The following is a 15329-nucleotide window of genomic DNA, read 5'->3' as shown; positions in this document are numbered from 1 at the left end:
CCAACTGCAACTGCGGGTACTGCTGCCCGGCAGTTCGTCTCTGCCGAGCCGTTCCGTCTCTCTCTGGCTACGAGAGAAACCATAACCACGCCACCGTCCAATGTCTACTCTGGCCGAGATAGATTTTCGTTCGCCTCGAAGCGAGCTAGGTTTTCGCGCCCGGTCCACGATCGGTCGGGCGGCCTCCACTGCAGGTCAGGCGCCGGGGATGTCCACAGGCGAGTGCCCTTCTCGCCGCCCGCCGGTACGGGGAAGGGCCCGACCGGCGTGTGCCGGTCGGGCCCTCCTGGCTGTACGGGTGTCGGCTCGTGCCGTTTCCAGGGTCAGACGGTCACCGGGGTGCCGAGCATCGCGGATGCCTGCTGGAGCGGGCTGAGGACGCGCGGGGGCGCCGCGGCCGTGGGAAGGCCGCGGCAGGTGAAGCCGAGCTGGGTCATGGCCCGGACGACCTCGCCGGCGCTGAAGTCACGGCGGTCCTGGCGGGTGATGACCTGGCCGACCTGCTTGACGGGGTAGGTGCGGCGGCCGATGATCACCGACTCGCCGATGACCTGCTCGGGCTTGATGCCCTTCATCGATTCCAGGACGCCGCTCTTGGTCAGGTCGAAGGGGAAGCGGGCGATGACGCAGCGCATGATGCCTCACAGGGGGAGAAGGTGAAGGGGCCGACCACGGTGGGGCGGGTCAGCGTGCCAGGGCCAGGACGCCGAGAGCGCTGCTCGTGGTCAGGGGCGAGGTGAACGGCCCGCGGTCGCCGAGGACGTCGCGCAGCCGTACTCGGTCCGTGTAGGCGTCGCCGTCACGGACGGCGGTGAGCTGGGCCCGGGTCAGCAGTCCGGTGCACAGGCCGTCCTCGTCGCAGACGAGCAGGTGTCCCACGCGGGCGCTGGCCATGACGGACAAGGCGACTTCGACCGTCATGTCGTCACAGATCTGCGGGTCGGTCGCCTCCACGGCAACGTCCGCCGTCCGGTGCACAGGGGTGGCGTCCGCCGGGCGGGGCTGCATCTGGACCAGCGTCACAACGTGCCTCCTGCAGAGATGGGTCAGTTTTCTGATCAAGTGGTTCTCAGGCCGCCGCATTGCCCACGGGATTGCCTGCGGGCCGCTGCACGCGCATGCGCCGGGCAGCCGAAGCGGGCCTGCGCCGACCGCGGGAGGCTCCGCTGCGCTCGGGTCGATCGGACGCCGGTGCGGTGATGGTGACCGGGATGCCGGAGGGTGCCTGGGAACCGGTGATGCGGTTCAGGGCCTCGTCGCCCGAGCTGACCTGGGTGGTCTGCGGGGTGATGCCCGCAGCCGTCATCAGGCGGGCCATCTCGCGGCGCTGGTTGGGGGTGACGAGAGTGACGACGCTGCCGGACTCGCCGGCGCGGGCGGTACGGCCGCCGCGGTGCAGGTAGTCCTTGGGGTCGGTCGGCGGGTCGATGTTCACGACGAGGTCGAGGGCGTCGACGTGGATGCCGCGCGCCGCCACGTTGGTGGCGACCAGCACGGTGACGTGGCCGGTCTTGAACTGGGCCAGGGTCCGGGTCCGCTGCGGCTGGGACTTCCCGCCGTGCAGGGCCGCGGCCCGTACTCCGCTGCTGAGCAGGTGCTCCGTCAGGCGGTCGACGGCGTGCTTGGTGTCCAGGAACATCATCACCCGGCCTTCGCGCGCCGCGATCTCCGTCGTCATCCGCTGCTTGTCGGTGCCGTGGACGTGCAGCACGTGGTGCTCCATCGTAGTCACCGCACCGGCCGAGGGGTCCACCGAGTGCACGACCGGGTCGGTCAGGTAGCGGCGTACGAGCCGGTCGACGTTGCGGTCGAGGGTGGCGGAGAAGAGCATGCGCTGGCCCTCGGGGCGCACCTGGTCGAGAAGGGCGGTGACCTGCGGCATGAACCCCATGTCGGCCATCTGGTCGGCCTCGTCGAGGACGGTGACGGCGACCTGGTCCAGGCGGCAGTCGCCACGGTCGATGAGGTCCTTCAGCCGGCCGGGCGTGGCCACGACCACCTCCGCGCCCCCGCGCAGTGCACCGGCCTGCTTGCCGATCGACATGCCGCCGACGACCGTGGTCAGACGCAGTTGCACGGAGCGGGCGTACGGGGCGAGGGCGTCGGTCACCTGCTGGGCCAGCTCGCGGGTGGGGACGAGGACGAGGGCGAGCGGGAGGCGCGGCTCGGCGCGCTGCCCGGCGGTGCGGGCCAGCAGGGCGAGGCCGAACGCCAGGGTTTTGCCGGAGCCGGTGCGGCCGCGGCCGAGGACGTCGCGGCCCGCGAGGGAGTTCGGCAGGGTCGCGGCCTGGATGGGGAACGGTACGGTCACGCCCTCCCTGGTCAGCGTGGCTGCCAAAGCTGCGGGCATGTCGAGGTCGGTGAACGCCTCGGCGGCGGGCAGCGCGGGGGTGATCGTCTTCGGCAGCGCGAACTCGCCCTGGAGCGCGGCGGGTCGGCGGCCGTGGCCGCCCGAGCGGCTCGGACCTCCGGAACGGCTCGGGGCGGACGAGCCGAAGCGGCTGCCCCGACCCGAACCGGCGCCCGTGCCGAAAGCGGGACCGCCGGTACGGCTGCGGGTGCGGGAGGAGCGCTCGTTCGTACGTGTGGGGTTCATGCAGAACCTTCCTTGATACGGCGCGCATCAAGGAATTCCGGCAGCGGAAGTGCAGCGCGGGAATCACAAGAACGGGCCGAGTGAAATGCGGCAGCGAATCCGACCTACAAGGGATCCGTACGTGCGAGATCTGTAGGTGCGCAGGCGCTGAAAGGGGCGGCGTCGTGCGGATGTGAAATCCCGGGCGCCGATCGAAGGGTGCGGCTCCGAGGAGGTGCCGCCCCTGAATACTCTGTCCCGCAGGCGAAAGCGCTGCGGGAAATGCTGCAGCTGGAGCCCGCACCCCGAGGGATGCGGGCCCCAGCTACGAATTGCGCGTCAGCGTCAGGCGGGAACGATGTTCTCGGCCGTCGGGCCCTTCTGGCCCTGCGCGACGTCGAAAGTGACCTTCTGGCCTTCGGCCAGCTCGCGGAAGCCCTGGGCGGCGATGTTCGAGAAGTGGGCGAACACGTCGGGGCCGCCACCGTCCTGCTCGATGAAGCCGAAGCCCTTTGCCGCGTTGAACCACTTGACGGTGCCAGCAGCCATGTCATATCTCCTTTGGGCAGTACGCCGGTCTCCGCACTGTGCGGAAACCGTGTCGCTGCGATGATGCCCCGCCCGGAAAACGGCCCGGAAATATGAAGTGCTTCCAGGTGGCGCGGAGGCCGGCTGGAGGCGCTTGAAGTTTTGGGTACCACAACTGCAACCGAGATCGACAGTAGCACGCCGCAGTGGCTTGTGCGCGTTGAAGTATGCCGCCCTGTGCGTTGCGGCAAAAACCCTTCCTGCGGTGTCCGTCAAATTCTCAGACCGCGGGCACAGATATTTATTCACCGCGCCACTCGACCAGAGGAGCGTTGCGTCGTGTCGGCCGTCAGACCCGCGATCCTGCGCAGGATGCGGCGGTCGTCGTCATCGACTCCGTCCAGAGTGGCCCCGTTCCTCTTCGGCCTCCATGTGCCGGATCCCCTGGTGTGTCAGTGAAACCATTGCGGGTGTGTTGCCCGGCTCCCAGTCGACGGTGATCAGGTCCTCGGCGGCGAGGTAGGTGCAGGCAGCCGCCAGGTCCTGTTGCGGGATGTGGAGGTCGTGTTCGAGTTTCGCCCCGGTGATTCCGAGAAGGCGGTTGCCCTCGCCGGCTTCGTACAGGGCCCCGAGGATCTGTCGGCGGTAGGCCTGCCGCTCGTCGAGGGTGGCCATGGCCGCGTCCTTTCGGTCCGCGGGCCTGCTGGTGGTCAGCCAGGAACGGGCGGGGCCGGCGACGGTTTCGGTGTCGACGGTGAGGAGGAGCCGAGTACCGCCGCCCGGGGCGGGATAGCTGCGCTGTTCCGTCGCGTCGAAGCAGCGGCGCAGGACTTCGGCGACGGCGCGGGCGGCTTCGGGCGTGGCGGCGACGATGCGCACCTCGGCATGGCCGGCCGCCGGGAGCGCTTCCGTCTCGTGGGATTCCAAGGGGGAGCTCACCACCAGGTGTTCTCGGGTACCGGGAGGGCGCGTCGCCCGATGAGGTGCCCGGAGGGTGCCACGGAGGCTCCGCCATCGGTCTCCCAGGCGTTCTCCCGGTTCCGGGCGTCGCGCCGGTTCCGGGCGGCGCGTATGCCGCGGCCGATGGCGGCCTCGTTGGCCATCAGGGCGCCGGCGGTCAGGACGCTGCCGGGGATCGCGGCGGCGGTCATGAGCCGCGCCGCGGCGGCGGGTTCGGTCTCGGGCGGGACGACGAGCAGGTCCCAGCGGCCGACGGTCAGGGAGAGCAGGATCAGCTTGTCGGGGTGCTGTTCGGTGAACCAGCCCACGTGGACGGTGTGCCCGGCGACCTGCACCTTGTGCGGGATGAGGGGCCAGCGGGTGGGATTCACGGTGACGCGTGTGATGCGTCCCCAGACCTCGTCGAGGGCCGCCGCGAGCGGCGGAAGCTCGACGTGCAGGTCACGGGAGTAGGGCCACCAGGCCCCGTCCAGCTGACCCGCGAGCTTGGTCTTCGGAGTGAGGGACAGACGTGCCGAGAACTCTGCGGCGAGGTCGCGGGGCGCGGTCCGGTCGGTGGTGGTGGTCATGGTGCGGACCTGCCCCCGAGCTGCACGTCGGCAGCCCGGTTTTTTCGGCGATCGCCGGAAATGACACCCGCGTGAAAGCCGGTGTGCGAAGTACTCCCGGTGCTTTCACTGTACGCCTGACCAGCGGACTCCGACCGGTCCGGCCAGGTATTTCCCGGCGGGCGGTGGAGCGGGTGTGCCGCGGCAGGCGGCGTCGACGGCGGCGGGAGTACCGTGAAACGACGGCAGGCTCGCGCGCGTCGTCGGCCGGGCACCGGCATCGGCGCCGGCCGCGACGTGAGAGGGCTGTTCCTCGCAGACGGGCGGATGCACCATGGCTGATTCCGACACCCCCCAGACGCACCCGCTGCTCCTGCCGGACGCGATCCACCAGGCGGTGAAACCCGGCACGGCCCTGCTGCGGCTGGAGACCACCCGCTCCCGTGAGGGCGTCCTCGACGGCGCGTGGTGGCCCCGGTCCCGCAATGTCGAGAGCGAGCTGCCCGCCCTGGTGAGTGTGCTGACGGAGCACCTCGGGCCCATCACCCGGGTCGGCCTGGACGCCACAGCCTGGCTGGGCATCCCGACCCGCCTGGTCATTGACGACCAGGTCGTGCACCTCGACTCCGACCCGGTCGGCGACGACACCGTACTCATCACCCGCGGCGACAACGACCACTTCGCGCTGCTGGTGGTTCCCCCGGACACCACCGCCGACGCCGCCCGCGAAGCGATGGCCCGTGCCGTCCGCGCCGACAACATCACCCAGGCCGCTCAGATCCTCGTCGCCACCCCACCGGAAGCCGCGGACGGCGGCTCCGCCAAGCCGGCAGCCCGATCCTGATCCGGCAGCCCGACCCTGAAGCCTCAGCGGGCGAGGTGGCCGAGGTACCGCTCGACGGCCGCGGCGACGGCCTCGGGGGACTCCTCCGGGCCGTAGTGCCCCGTGTCCGGGACCACCTCCAGCCGGGCATTCGGGTACCACTGCATCCAGGTGGCCCGCATGGCTTCGGGTCCGAGCGCGGGGTCGTTCGCACCGGCGAGGAGGAGGACGGGGGCCGGGTTGTCCTTCACCCGCTCGTGGAAGTCGACGCGCGCCCAGGAATCCAGGTACGCGCGGAAAGCCGGCGCCGAGGAACGCCCCACTGAACGGTCCACCATCGCGTCCAACCAGGCGTCGTCGCGCAGCCCGCCGGTGGTGTAGTCGATGATCGCCCTGCGGTTGCCGGGATTTTGCGCGGCCCCGGCGAACAACTCCCACATGTCGCCTTCGAGCGGGAATCCGGACGCGGGCACAGGCGAGATGCCGATGATCGAGCGGATCCGCCGTGGGGCGTCCAGCAGCATCAGCTGGGCCGCCTTGGCGCCCATGGAGTGGCCGACGACCGAGAAGGTCTCCCAGCCCAGCCGGTCGGCCACGGCGAGGGCGTCCTCGGCGACCTCCTCCATCGTGAAGGCGCCGTCGGCGTCGATCGCCTCGCCGTACCCGCGGCAGTCCAGGAACGCGTAACTGAACGCGTCCCCGTCCAGGTGGTCGCGCACCGGGTCGAAACTCGACCGGTCGCCGAACCAGTGGTGCAGCAAGAGGGCTCGTTCGGAGCCGGTGCCCAGTACGTCGTGCGGAATGACCTGTCCTGTCACAACATGCCCCTGCTCATGAGGTGGTTATGCCCGGCTGTCGGCGGTCACGTGCGATCGAGTCAGAGCGACTCGTCGTACAGGTCCTCTTCGCGCAGCAGGTCGTCCTCGGGGCGGTGCGAGGTCTCCTTCCGGCCCTGCTCCTGTCCCCTTTCGCGGGACTGCTTGCCCGGCTGGGGATGCGCGGGGTCTCCGCGGCGCTGATGCTCCTGCGGCTCGCGGCCCTTGCCCGGCTCCTGGCGCTTGCCCTGCGTACCGCCCATGACGGCGACTCCTCGTGCTGTGGGGTACGGACTCCTCTCCGATCACGCTGACACGCACAGTGACGGTCTGCATCTCGGGCGGCGCCGCAGGCGTGCCACCCAGCCGGCGCCGAGGACGGGCGCGGGTCCTGCCGGCACGTCGTGGCACGCCGCTTCCCGGCGGAGGGACCAGTTCGGCCGCGGCGAGGTCAGGCCGCAGCCTCCGCCCGTGCGCGGCTGCGGGTCTCCTGGCGTACGACACGCCGGCGGCGGGACGGCATGCCGGCCGTCGGGTTGGCGACGCCCCAGGCCGCGCCCTTGCAGATCAGTTCCTTGTAGAGGGCGGCCACGCGGCCCGTCAGGGCGCTGTCGACTGCTCGGTCGTCGGCGGTGACGAACTGGATCAGGCCTTCCTTGCGGCCGAGGGAGATGCACTGCTGGAAGTAGCGAATGGAGACGCGGGGGACCTTGATGCCGGCGAGACGCGCGGCGATGGCGTCGGCGGCCTGCCAGGCCATGGGGACGCCCGAGGCGCAGGACATGCGGAGGGGCTTGCCGCCCGGGCCGGTCGCCATCGCCGCGTCGCCCACGGCGTACACGTCCGGGTGGGAGGCCGAGCGCATGGTGGTGTCGACCACGATCCGGCCGTCGTCGGCGAGCTCCAGGGCGGTGGCGCGGGCGATCGGGTGGACGGCGAAGCCGGTGGTCCAGACCGTGACCGCGGCGGGGATGGTCCGGCCGTCGGCGGTCGTCACGCCGTCCGCCTCCACGGCGCTGACCGCGGTGTGTTCGTGGACGGTGATCCCGAGCCTGTCCACCACCTTCCACAGGTGCGAGCGGCCCTTCTCCGAGAGCCAGTCGCCGAGGGCGCCTTGGGCGGCCAGGGCGACGTCGAGGTCCGGGCGGGCCTCGGCGATCTCGGTCGCGGCCTCCAGGCCCGTCAGGCCGCCGCCGACCACGACCACGGGCCGGCCGGCGTCCAGGGTGGCCAGGCGATCGCGCAGGCGGAGGGCGCCGGGGCGGGTGGAGATCTCGTGGGCGTGTTCGGCGGTGCCGGGGACGCCCCCGTCGTTCCAGCTGCTGCCGAGGGCGTAGACCAGGGTGTCGTACTCCAGTTCCTCCCGCTCGGGGCTGTTCGCGGCGGTGACCGTCACCGTCTTGCGGTCCACGTCCACGGCGGTGACCTTCGCGAGCTTCAGTTCGACGCCCGTGCCCGCGAACATCTCGCCGAACGGCCGGGACCCGAGGTCCTGGCCGGCCGCGAGCTGGTGCAGCCGGACGCGCTCGACGAAGTCGGGCTCGGGGTTGACGAGGGTGATGGCGACGTCCTCGTGGTGCAGCCGCTTGGCGAGGCGGCCGGCGGCGACGGCACCGGTGTAGCCGGCTCCGAGGACGACGATGCGGTGCTGCATGTCCGTGCTCCTGTCTGGGCGGGGCTGCCGTGGTCCGGCGTGGTTTCGCCCCTTGAACCGGACAGCCCCCCATTCCCTGACAGGATCGGAACGTGACCTGCGTCACACCTCCTCAGAGGGTGTGGAGCGGGCCCTCCCCGTGGTCCGCGGCGGCCCACTGCTCGGTCGCGCGGACGAGCTTGTCCGGGTTGACCTGGCTGCGGACCGCGGCGATGCCCTCCGCGGTGACCTCCAGGCAGGTGATCCCGACGACCCGGCCGTCCACGACCGCCACGATGGCGGGCTCGCCATTGGCGGTCGTGGCGTAGATCTCGGGCGCCCCGCCGACATACGCCCGCTTGGCCGCGCTGGGCTTGAACAGGCCGCGCAGGAACGTGGCGACCGCGAGCGCGCCCTCGAACGCCTTCGCGCGGGCCGGGACCTTCCCGCCGCCGTCGCCGACCGACACGGCGTCCTGGGTGAGCAGGCGTACGAGGGGTTCGGTACGGCCAGTGGTCGCCGCGGCCAGGAACTCCTCGACGATCCTCCGGGCGGCGACCTCGTCGATCTCGGTGCGTGCCTTGCCGCCCGCGATGTGCTTCTTGGCCCGGTGGTAGATCTGCTGGCAGGCGGCCTCGGTGATCTCCAGGATCTCGGCGATCTCCCGGTGCGGGTAGTCGAAGGCCTCGCGCAGCACGTACACCGCCCGCTCGTTGGGCGACAAGCGCTCCAGCAGGACGAGGACGGCGTACGACACCGACTCGCGCTGCTCGGCGGTGTCGGCCGGGCCGAGCATCGGGTCCCCGGCGAGCAGCGGCTCGGGGAGCCACCGCCCCACGTACGTCTCGCGCCGGGCGCGTGCCGAAGTGAGCGTGTTGAGGCACCAGTTGGTGAGGACCTTCGTCAACCAGGCCTCAGGAACCTCGATCCGCTCGACGTCGGCCGCCTGCCAGCGCAGGAACGTCTCCTGCACGGCGTCCTCCGCCTCACTCGCCGAGCCGAGCAGCCGGTAGGCAATGGCCTCCAGCCGGGGCCTGGCGGTCTCGAAGCGCTCCACACCACTCGTGATCACGGCCATGCCCGCGATCCTAAGCGCCCCCGGGGCGGAGCGGCAGGGAGAAGGCGCTCTCCGTTGAGCAGCGAGGAGTACGCGACGAAGACGACTGGAGCGACCCGCGCAACGAAGAAGGACCGGGTCGCCGGCCTGGAGCTTCTCAAAACCCTTCCTGACCGCTGTTCACCGCCTCTCCTGGCACTGGCACGTAGTGGCACGGGTCGGACCGTGGTCGAGTCCGTCTGCCCGGGTGATGTTTCCTCAGGGCGACCCCGGGGCGAGGAGCCGCCGCAGGGCCGTTGGCGTGTGGCCGAGGTACTGGCGCATGGTCCGGCAGAGATGGGCCTGGTCGGAGAAGCCCAGGTCGGCGGTGAGCGTGGCGAGGCTGTCCTCGCCCGCGTCGAGACGGTCGAGGGCCCGGCCGACACGGACCCGGTTGCGGTAGCGGGTCAGGGAGACTCCCAGCTCGCGGGTGAAGGAGCGGCTCAGGCGGTAGGGCGAGACGCCGAGGAGCTCCGCGAGGGGCAGGAGCCCGCCGGGTGGCCTACGCGGTGGTCGGCGGCTCGATGGAACCGAAGCACCATCACGCCTCCATGCAGGTCCTCGCCGACACCGAAGGGCGCAGCCGTTTCATCTGGACGATCGATGTGACGCCGGACGAACTCGCTGGTCCCATCAGCGAGATGGGCGAGCAGGGCGCGCGCATCATGCAGGAGACGCTGAGGGCCACTCCGAACCCGACAGACAGGTAGAGACCTCATGGCCGGGGCCGCCGCGGTGTCAGTCCACGGGCCGTAGCGCGCGCTCGGAGCGCAGCGCCGCCCAGGCTGCCACACCGGCCAGGGCCGCGGCCACGGCGAGGGCGAGGCACCCGGTCAGGGGTGCGGGATCGGGCGGGGCCTGGTTCCAGAGGTACAGCTGGTATTGGGCCTCGGAGGGCAGGTTCAGCAGATCGGCGATCCAGCGGTGCGGCAGGAACGGCGCCGCCGGAAGCAGCACGAGTGGCGCGGTCACCAGCAGGGGGCCGATGCCGAGCGCGAGGGTCCCGATGACGCTGCGCAGCAGGGCCGCCGCGAGGGCGGCCAGGGAGATGAAGAGGAGTTGGACGAGGAGGGCGGCGGCGATCGCGCCTGCGGCCTGGCCCCAGGTCGCGGACTCGACGGGCAGGGGAGGTGACGTGTGGACGGTCCCGCCGGCGAACCCGGGGGGCACCGCGCGGGGCCGCACCGGCCACAGCCGGGCGTATGCCGAGGTGCTCAGCCACAGCAGCACGCCGGTGACGATCTGGCTGGCGAGTGACAGGGCGAGTGCGGCGCCGGCCTTGCGGGCCCACAGCACCCCGACCCGGTTCTCGTACAGGCGCAGGGCGCTCCAGGTGCCGCCTTCCAGGGTCTGGCCGAGCCCCGTGGCGACGACCACTCCGGTGAGGACGAGACCCAGCAGGGTCGCGAACTGCCATGCCGCCGCTCGCAGCGCCGACGGGAGAGAGGTGAGCGCCGACACCGAGGGGTCGAGCACGCCGTACGAGGCTCCCGACATCCAGAGCCGGCCGACGAGCGCCAGGGTCAGCAGCATCACAGCCGCGGTCGCTCCCCATACGGGAGCGGTCCACAGGGCGCGCAGCTCGCCGGCCCAGGCGTTTGCCTCCCCGCGCGCCGGCCGCCGCCGGGTACCGGCCATCAGGCGCGGTCCCGGGTTCGGTTGAGGCGGTCCAGCCCGAGCCAGAGCAGGCCGATGAGGGCCAGGGTCGGCAGCATCACAGCCGCGGTCGCTCCCCATACGGGAGCGGTCCACAGGGCGCGCAGCTCGCCGGCCCAGGCGTTTGCCTCCCCGCGCGCCGGCCGCCGCCGGGTACCGGCCATCAGGCGCGGTCCCGGGTTCGGTTGAGGCGGTCCAGCCCGAGCCAGAGCAGGCCGATGAGGGCCAGGGTCGGCAGGACGCGGAGCATGACGGGGGCCGTGGAGGGGTCGGTGGAGATCCAGAAATGGTCCCAGACCCCGTCCACCGCACCGAAGCCGACGAGGTCGGCCAGCGCGCCGCCGGGGAGCCAGGCGCCCAGCCCCGGGGCGGCGGAGGTGCGGACCACCACGACGAGCAGCAGCATCCCGGTGAGGAAGGTGCGCAGCTGCTGGCGCAGCAGTGCGCCGAGGGCGACCGCGACGGCTGCGGCCCCGGCCAGCACGGCTGCCCCGGCCAGTACGCCGAGTGCGGTGTCGGCGATGACGGTGCCGAGGGCGCCGGGCGAAGGCAGCGGGTAGGCGTTGCGGCCGTAGAGCAGGCCGAACGCGGCTGTCACGGCGGCCGACACGCACAGCAGCACCACACTCCACGCCCAGACGGCCAGGGCCTTGGCGGCGAGCAGCCTGCTGAGGCGGGACTCGTAGAGGAGGAGCGGCACGATACTGCCCCGGCTCCACTCGCCGGCGACGGAGAAGGCCGCCAGCATGACGAACAGCGCGAGCCCCGGAATGGACGTCAGCAGCCGTACGGTCCACAGCAGCGAGCCCACCGGGTGCTGGGCCTGCGCGGCACGGACTCCTTCGGCGGTGAACCTGTCCTGGATCCGCTCCAGCCCGGCGGCCTGCAAGGGCAGTTCGGCGAGGCACCCGGCCTTCTGCTGCGGGGTGTTCCGCGCGGAGTCACACGATTGGGGGAGGAAGTCGAGGTTGGCCTGCACCTGCGTGATGTTGTGCGAGGCCATGCTCTGGCTCACCCAGGCGCAGTAGAGGGAGCCGAAGACGAACAGCGCGGCGAGGGTGAGGGCGAGCGGGTGCCGCAGCAGCCGCCGGGTCTCCGCCCGGACGAGGCGGTTCACTGGCGGCCGCCGTTCCCGACGAGCCCGAAGAACCAGTCCTCGAAGGCGGCCGGACCGCTTTCCGGGTCGTAGCCGAGCGCGTCGAGGGTGCCGGCGGCGACGACGCGGCCCTGGGCGAGCATGATCACGCGGTGGCAGATCCGCTGGATCTCGTCGAGCTGGTGGCTGGAGACGAGGACGGCGGCCCCGCGCTCGGCCTCCTCGGCCACGATCCGCCGCACCATGCGCAGTCCCTCGGGGTCGAGCCCGTTGGTGGGCTCGTCGAGGATCAGCAGATCGGGCCGCTTGAGCAGCGCCGCGGCGATGGCCAGCCGCTGCCGCATGCCCTGCGAGTACGTCCCGAGCCGCCGGTCGGCGGCGCCGCTGAGCCCGACGCGGTCGAGCGTGCGGGCGATCCGCCCGCCGTCGGGCAGCCCGGCGGTGTCGAGCAGGGTGCGCAGCATGGCGCGCCCGGTGGACCACCGGTGAAAGGCGGGCGCGTCGAGCGCGGCCCCGAGCCGGTCGAGCTGCCGCGGCCGCATCGGCAAGGCCTCCCCGAACAGCCGCACCTCACCGGAATCGGGGGTGGACAGCCCGGTGATCACCCGCATCAGGGTGGTCTTGCCCGCGCCGTTGAGCCCGAGGAGGCCGACGATCTCGCCGGCCTCCAGGCTGAGATGAACCCCTTCCAGCACGGAGTGCTTCCGGAAGCTCTTGGTCACTTCGTGACAGGAAAGGACGCTCATCGTCTGAGATTACTTCCAGTTGTAAACGACGCGACCCGAGGAGTGAACGAAGGCCGGGGCGTTGGCGATCTGCATGTAGTAGCTGCCGGCGGGGGCGTTGTTGAACTCCTTCCAGAACGTGCCGTTGTCGCAGGACCAGTCACGCCAGGCGACCCACTGGTCGGGCTGCCAGGACTTGTCGATCTTGAAGTCGTAGCCGACCCGGCCCTGGGCGCCGTTGCTCGTGGCGCACGCGTCCTGCGAAGCCGACTGGCTGTTGCCCGGGGCCGACCAACGGCCGGTCTCCGCACCCACGCCCTCGTCGATGAAGGAAAAGTTCTTGACCTGCGTATACGCGGCGAAGGCGTTCGGCGCGAGTGCGCCAACGAGTCCTGCTGCGAGCGATGCCGTTACCACGGCCGACTTCATGCGAGTACGCATGGGGTTTCCTCCCGATTGCTCCACCGTCCCCGGTGGAGTCTGTGCACTGCATGCCGTCATCGGCACCCAGCGGAAGATGATCTTCATCTTTTATTTCGTTTTGGTCAAATGACGGCATGTTCGAGCCAAATTTCGATGTTTGCGTTTGTTCTCCCGGTGGCCTGATCGGGCCACTTCAGGTGGCGGTCGCCAAGATGAACTAGCCCGCCCGTGCGGGCAGTTGGGCGCTCTTGGGGTTGTGCACCCGCGGCAGTGCCGGCCGGCGCCCGGGCTCGTCCTGCGCCGACCGCCGGCGCCCTCAGGCGTGATCGTTTGCGGGCGCAGCCCTGCACATGCAGCAAAGGAGCGCACGAACTCGGTACCGAATGCGCGGTGGCCCCGCCGAAGGCCTGCCGTCCGAGGTGGTGCTGGAGCACGTGGGAGCGGCCCCTCCGGACCCGCTGGCCGTTCCCGCCGCCCCCAGGCTGTGGAAGCGGACACGCCCTTCGTGCCGAGGCGGATGGGCGTTGGAGCTGGAGGCCTTCCGCCCAGAAGCAAGCAGCGGAAGCGCACGGAGGCTTGCCGGCCGTGCGGCGCGAGGTGTTGCACTTGTCGTACGCGACCCCTTGTGTGCCACGACGTGTGGACGACTCCGAACTGACCTGGCGAGGTACCAGCCTGAAGCTCGTGCGATCTCGCCGGCCGGCACCAGCGCTGGTCTGGGTCACTGCTGTGGGCTCATGCCTCGTACGACGCTAGGTGGGCGACCAAGGGTGCGGGTAGGTCACTCCGACCACGCTTGGCAGAGGGAGCGTCCGTACGTCACGAGCGGCAGAGGGAGGTGGCCGGCGGGCTGGACGGGATGGTGCGGGCCGCCCCGAAGAAGGCCGTCGGCCGAGCAGCCGCCCAGGGGTCAAGTGGTGCGCAAGTGGCGCGAACTCCTGAGCGGGTCTAGACAACGACAGAGGCTTTGGCCTTTGACCAGGGCCTTCGTTCAAGAGCGGATGACGGGAATCTAACCCGCGCTACGAGCTTGGGAATCAATGCCGCTCGGGTGTCCAGGAACGCCGCATCCGCTACGTCAAGGTTGGCAAGCACGTCCGCATCGCCGACAGCGTCCTGGCCGCGTACATCGAGGCCAGCACCGTCCCCACCCTTCGCGAAGCGCGTTCCCGCTTCGGGAAGGCGGCCTGATGGCGGCCTGCAAGCCGCAGCGGCGGCGCGAATTCGGCACCACCCGTCAGCTCGCGTCCGGCCGTTGGCAGGCGCGCTATTGGGCACCCGATGGCAGTCGGCGCACGGCCCCGGAGACCTTCGTGACGAAGACCGACGCGCAGGACTGGCTCACCCTGACCAATCCTTCGGCCGGAAGTGGGCCAAGACCCGTGCCAAGGTCGGCCTTCCGAAGGACTTCCGCTTCTACGACCTGCGCCACACCGGCCACACCCTTTCGACGCAATCGGGGGCCACGCTGAAGGACACGATGGTCCGCGCCGGCCAGTCCTCGGAGAAGGCGGCGATGATCTACCAGCGCTCCGACGACGAACGTCAACGGAAGGTCGCCGGGGGCATCGACGCCCGAGTGCGTGCTGCACGCGACAAGGGACCGGTGAGGAGAGCGGCGAGGGGTGCCTGACGATCGCCGGGTGAGAGAGGGAGGTGTCAGGTGCCCCTCCCCTCACAGGCTCTGCGGGGTCGCCGGAGTTGAACGGCACGGGTGATGTTGCCGGTCAGATACTTGTCCATGCGTCGAGGAAGGCTTTTCGTCCGGCCGGATCGGCTGATTTGTGGTCCGCGTGCAGGACGCGCCAGGCGGTGAGTTCGAGGTCCCGGAGCCACAGTTCGCCGATGACCTGCGTTTTCAGGTCGGGGAGGTGGTCGGACTCGGCAAGTGCCTGGCCGATGACCTCTCCGGCTGCGATGCGCTGGGGCGGCGTCATCTCGTCGACAGCCGAGAGGATCTGCCCGGCCAGACCGGTCCCTTCTCCGGACAGCGAACTCAGCACGCACGCCTTGATGTTGGCGGGCAGCAGGTAGAGAGAGCCCGAGGACCTCCACAAGTCCGACCAGAAGCGTTCTCCGGCCGCGGTGGGAGCGGGGAGAGCGGCCAGCAGTCCGAGGAGGTGCGCGGTGGCCGCGTATCCGTCGGAGTGGGCCGATGCGACGACGGCGATGTCCGCGACGCGTTCCACATCGATGTGGCCGGCTTCGAGGCGTGGGTCCAGTCCCAGTCGCTGTTCCAGCTGATGGGAAAGGGGGACGGATGCGTGGGAGCGGAACTCGGGAAGCATCGGCGATCCTTGAACGTAGAAGAGCGGAGAGACCCGTTCGTGAGCCCTGATCGTTCCCATGGCCCGTCGAATTACACGACTTCCACGGCCCCAGTTGGCGGCAGACCGCCAGGACCGGAACCATGATGCGGCTGAACCGGCCACGTCAGGCGAAGCCGGTCTG

19 protein-coding genes and 3 pseudogenes are annotated in these 15329 nt (G+C 70.7%); 4 read left to right on the top strand and 18 right to left on the bottom strand.

The features are described from left to right. Positions 1-323: 323 nt before the first annotated feature. The 7 genes and pseudogenes from AB0B01_RS13845 to AB0B01_RS13815 all read right to left on the bottom strand — a co-directional run bounded on the left by AB0B01_RS13845 (position 324) and on the right by AB0B01_RS13815 (position 4632). Positions 324-635, bottom strand: a complete 312-nt coding sequence (locus AB0B01_RS13845; RefSeq protein ID WP_361717210.1) for an SCO5918 family protein — start codon at positions 633-635, stop codon at positions 324-326. Positions 636-684: 49 nt separating this feature from the next. Then, complete coding sequence (locus AB0B01_RS13840; RefSeq protein ID WP_361717207.1) at positions 685-1023, bottom strand: CBS domain-containing protein; 339 nt, start codon at positions 1021-1023, stop codon at positions 685-687. Positions 1024-1069: 46 nt separating this feature from the next. Continuing rightward, positions 1070-2596, bottom strand: a complete 1527-nt coding sequence (locus AB0B01_RS13835; protein ID WP_361717204.1) for a DEAD/DEAH box helicase — start codon at positions 2594-2596, stop codon at positions 1070-1072. Positions 2597-2920: 324 nt separating this feature from the next. Continuing rightward, positions 2921-3124 carry a cold-shock protein gene (locus AB0B01_RS13830; RefSeq protein ID WP_361717201.1) on the bottom strand — a complete coding sequence of 68 codons (204 nt, stop codon included), beginning with the start codon at positions 3122-3124 and terminating at the stop codon, positions 2921-2923. Positions 3125-3490: 366 nt separating this feature from the next. Further along, positions 3491-3778, bottom strand: a complete 288-nt coding sequence (locus tag AB0B01_RS13825) for a hypothetical protein (RefSeq protein WP_361717399.1) — start codon at positions 3776-3778, stop codon at positions 3491-3493. Positions 3779-3796: 18 nt separating this feature from the next. After that, positions 3797-4030: pseudogene (locus AB0B01_RS13820) on the bottom strand (hypothetical protein); the annotation flags it as partial. A gap of 8 nt (positions 4031-4038) precedes the next feature. Further along, a complete protein-coding gene (locus AB0B01_RS13815) occupies positions 4039-4632 on the bottom strand; it encodes a DUF5994 family protein (RefSeq protein ID WP_361717199.1) in 594 nt (197 codons plus the stop codon). Between the two features lie 313 nt (positions 4633-4945). Here AB0B01_RS13815 and AB0B01_RS13810 point away from each other — a divergent pair, with 313 nt between their 5' ends. Next, positions 4946-5455, top strand: a complete 510-nt coding sequence (locus AB0B01_RS13810; protein WP_361717196.1) for a DUF5994 family protein — start codon at positions 4946-4948, stop codon at positions 5453-5455. Positions 5456-5478: 23 nt separating this feature from the next. Here the strand turns inward: AB0B01_RS13810 and AB0B01_RS13805 are convergent, their stop codons facing one another. From AB0B01_RS13805 to AB0B01_RS13785, 5 genes are all read right to left on the bottom strand, one after another. Next, on the bottom strand, positions 5479-6252 hold the full coding sequence (locus AB0B01_RS13805; RefSeq protein WP_361717193.1) for an alpha/beta hydrolase: 774 nt from the start codon (positions 6250-6252) through the stop codon (positions 5479-5481). Between the two features lie 59 nt (positions 6253-6311). Further along, entirely contained in the window at positions 6312-6512 is a 201-nt protein-coding gene (locus AB0B01_RS13800; protein ID WP_361717190.1) for a hypothetical protein, read from the bottom strand. A gap of 188 nt (positions 6513-6700) precedes the next feature. Beyond that, on the bottom strand, positions 6701-7903 hold the full coding sequence (locus AB0B01_RS13795; protein ID WP_361717187.1) for an FAD-dependent oxidoreductase: 1203 nt from the start codon (positions 7901-7903) through the stop codon (positions 6701-6703). 112 nt (positions 7904-8015) lie between these two features. Continuing rightward, positions 8016-8960: an RNA polymerase sigma-70 factor gene (locus tag AB0B01_RS13790; RefSeq protein ID WP_361717184.1), complete on the bottom strand. Its 945-nt coding sequence runs from the start codon at positions 8958-8960 to the stop codon at positions 8016-8018. Between the two features lie 237 nt (positions 8961-9197). Continuing rightward, positions 9198-9464, bottom strand: a complete 267-nt coding sequence (locus AB0B01_RS13785; RefSeq protein ID WP_361717396.1) for a helix-turn-helix domain-containing protein — start codon at positions 9462-9464, stop codon at positions 9198-9200. Between the two features lie 11 nt (positions 9465-9475). On the opposite strand from AB0B01_RS13785, the gene AB0B01_RS13780 reads away from it, so the two are divergent. Continuing rightward, positions 9476-9688: a hypothetical protein gene (locus AB0B01_RS13780; RefSeq protein ID WP_361717181.1), complete on the top strand. Its 213-nt coding sequence runs from the start codon at positions 9476-9478 to the stop codon at positions 9686-9688. Positions 9689-9716: 28 nt separating this feature from the next. On the opposite strand, the gene AB0B01_RS13775 is transcribed toward AB0B01_RS13780, so the two are convergent. Genes AB0B01_RS13775 through AB0B01_RS13755 form a run of 5 tightly spaced genes read right to left on the bottom strand, consistent with a single transcriptional unit; the run spans position 9717 to position 12896 of the window. Beyond that, a complete protein-coding gene (locus AB0B01_RS13775) occupies positions 9717-10616 on the bottom strand; it encodes a hypothetical protein (protein WP_361717178.1) in 900 nt (299 codons plus the stop codon). Further along, positions 10616-10798, bottom strand: a complete 183-nt coding sequence (locus AB0B01_RS13770) for a hypothetical protein (RefSeq protein ID WP_361717175.1) — start codon at positions 10796-10798, stop codon at positions 10616-10618. Before AB0B01_RS13770 ends, AB0B01_RS13775 begins: the two co-directional genes overlap by 1 nt. Beyond that, positions 10798-11751, bottom strand: a complete 954-nt coding sequence (locus AB0B01_RS13765; protein ID WP_361717172.1) for a hypothetical protein — start codon at positions 11749-11751, stop codon at positions 10798-10800. Before AB0B01_RS13765 ends, AB0B01_RS13770 begins: the two co-directional genes overlap by 1 nt. Further along, a complete protein-coding gene (locus AB0B01_RS13760) occupies positions 11748-12476 on the bottom strand; it encodes an ABC transporter ATP-binding protein (RefSeq protein WP_361717169.1) in 729 nt (242 codons plus the stop codon). The genes AB0B01_RS13765 and AB0B01_RS13760 overlap by 4 nt, the downstream gene beginning before the upstream one ends. Before the next feature lie 9 nt (positions 12477-12485). Continuing rightward, entirely contained in the window at positions 12486-12896 is a 411-nt protein-coding gene (locus tag AB0B01_RS13755) for a hypothetical protein (RefSeq protein WP_361717166.1), read from the bottom strand. Positions 12897-13931: 1035 nt separating this feature from the next. On the opposite strand from AB0B01_RS13755, the pseudogene AB0B01_RS13750 reads away from it, so the two are divergent. After that, a pseudogene (locus AB0B01_RS13750) lies at positions 13932-14069 on the top strand (excisionase); the annotation flags it as partial. 163 nt (positions 14070-14232) lie between these two features. Next, positions 14233-14511: pseudogene (locus tag AB0B01_RS13745) on the top strand (site-specific integrase); the annotation flags it as partial. 94 nt (positions 14512-14605) lie between these two features. On the opposite strand, the gene AB0B01_RS13740 reads toward AB0B01_RS13745, so the two are convergent. After that, the gene (locus AB0B01_RS13740) at positions 14606-15166 is read right to left on the bottom strand and encodes a hypothetical protein (protein ID WP_361717163.1); all 561 of its coding nucleotides are present in this window, start codon (positions 15164-15166) and stop codon (positions 14606-14608) included. Positions 15167-15329 lie beyond the last annotated feature (163 nt).

The sequence above is a fragment of the Streptomyces sp. NPDC044571 genome (assembly GCF_040647115.1).
Taxonomy (GTDB): domain Bacteria; phylum Actinomycetota; class Actinomycetes; order Streptomycetales; family Streptomycetaceae; genus Streptomyces.
This window is presented reverse-complemented; position numbering and strand designations above follow the sequence as displayed.

Bases quoted from the DNA above. Each gene is read 5' to 3' on its own strand.
- AB0B01_RS13845 (WP_361717210.1), bottom strand. From the start codon at position 635: ATGCGCTGCGTCATCGCCCGCTTCCCCTTCGACCTGACCAAGAGCGGC.
- AB0B01_RS13835 (WP_361717204.1), bottom strand. From the start codon at position 2,596: ATGAACCCCACACGTACGAACGAGCGCTCCTCCCGCACCCGCAGCCGT.
- AB0B01_RS13830 (WP_361717201.1), bottom strand. From the start codon at position 3,124: ATGGCTGCTGGCACCGTCAAGTGGTTCAACGCGGCAAAGGGCTTCGGC.
- AB0B01_RS13825 (WP_361717399.1), bottom strand. From the start codon at position 3,778: ATGGCCACCCTCGACGAGCGGCAGGCCTACCGCCGACAGATCCTCGGG.
- AB0B01_RS13815 (WP_361717199.1), bottom strand. From the start codon at position 4,632: ATGACCACCACCACCGACCGGACCGCGCCCCGCGACCTCGCCGCAGAG.
- AB0B01_RS13810 (WP_361717196.1), top strand. From the start codon at position 4,946: ATGGCTGATTCCGACACCCCCCAGACGCACCCGCTGCTCCTGCCGGAC.
- AB0B01_RS13800 (WP_361717190.1), bottom strand. From the start codon at position 6,512: ATGGGCGGTACGCAGGGCAAGCGCCAGGAGCCGGGCAAGGGCCGCGAG.
- AB0B01_RS13795 (WP_361717187.1), bottom strand. From the start codon at position 7,903: ATGCAGCACCGCATCGTCGTCCTCGGAGCCGGCTACACCGGTGCCGTC.
- AB0B01_RS13790 (WP_361717184.1), bottom strand. From the start codon at position 8,960: ATGGCCGTGATCACGAGTGGTGTGGAGCGCTTCGAGACCGCCAGGCCC.
- AB0B01_RS13775 (WP_361717178.1), bottom strand. From the start codon at position 10,616: ATGGCCGGTACCCGGCGGCGGCCGGCGCGCGGGGAGGCAAACGCCTGG.
- AB0B01_RS13770 (WP_361717175.1), bottom strand. From the start codon at position 10,798: ATGGCCGGTACCCGGCGGCGGCCGGCGCGCGGGGAGGCAAACGCCTGG.
- AB0B01_RS13760 (WP_361717169.1), bottom strand. From the start codon at position 12,476: ATGAGCGTCCTTTCCTGTCACGAAGTGACCAAGAGCTTCCGGAAGCAC.
- AB0B01_RS13755 (WP_361717166.1), bottom strand. From the start codon at position 12,896: ATGCGTACTCGCATGAAGTCGGCCGTGGTAACGGCATCGCTCGCAGCA.
- AB0B01_RS13740 (WP_361717163.1), bottom strand. From the start codon at position 15,166: ATGCTTCCCGAGTTCCGCTCCCACGCATCCGTCCCCCTTTCCCATCAG.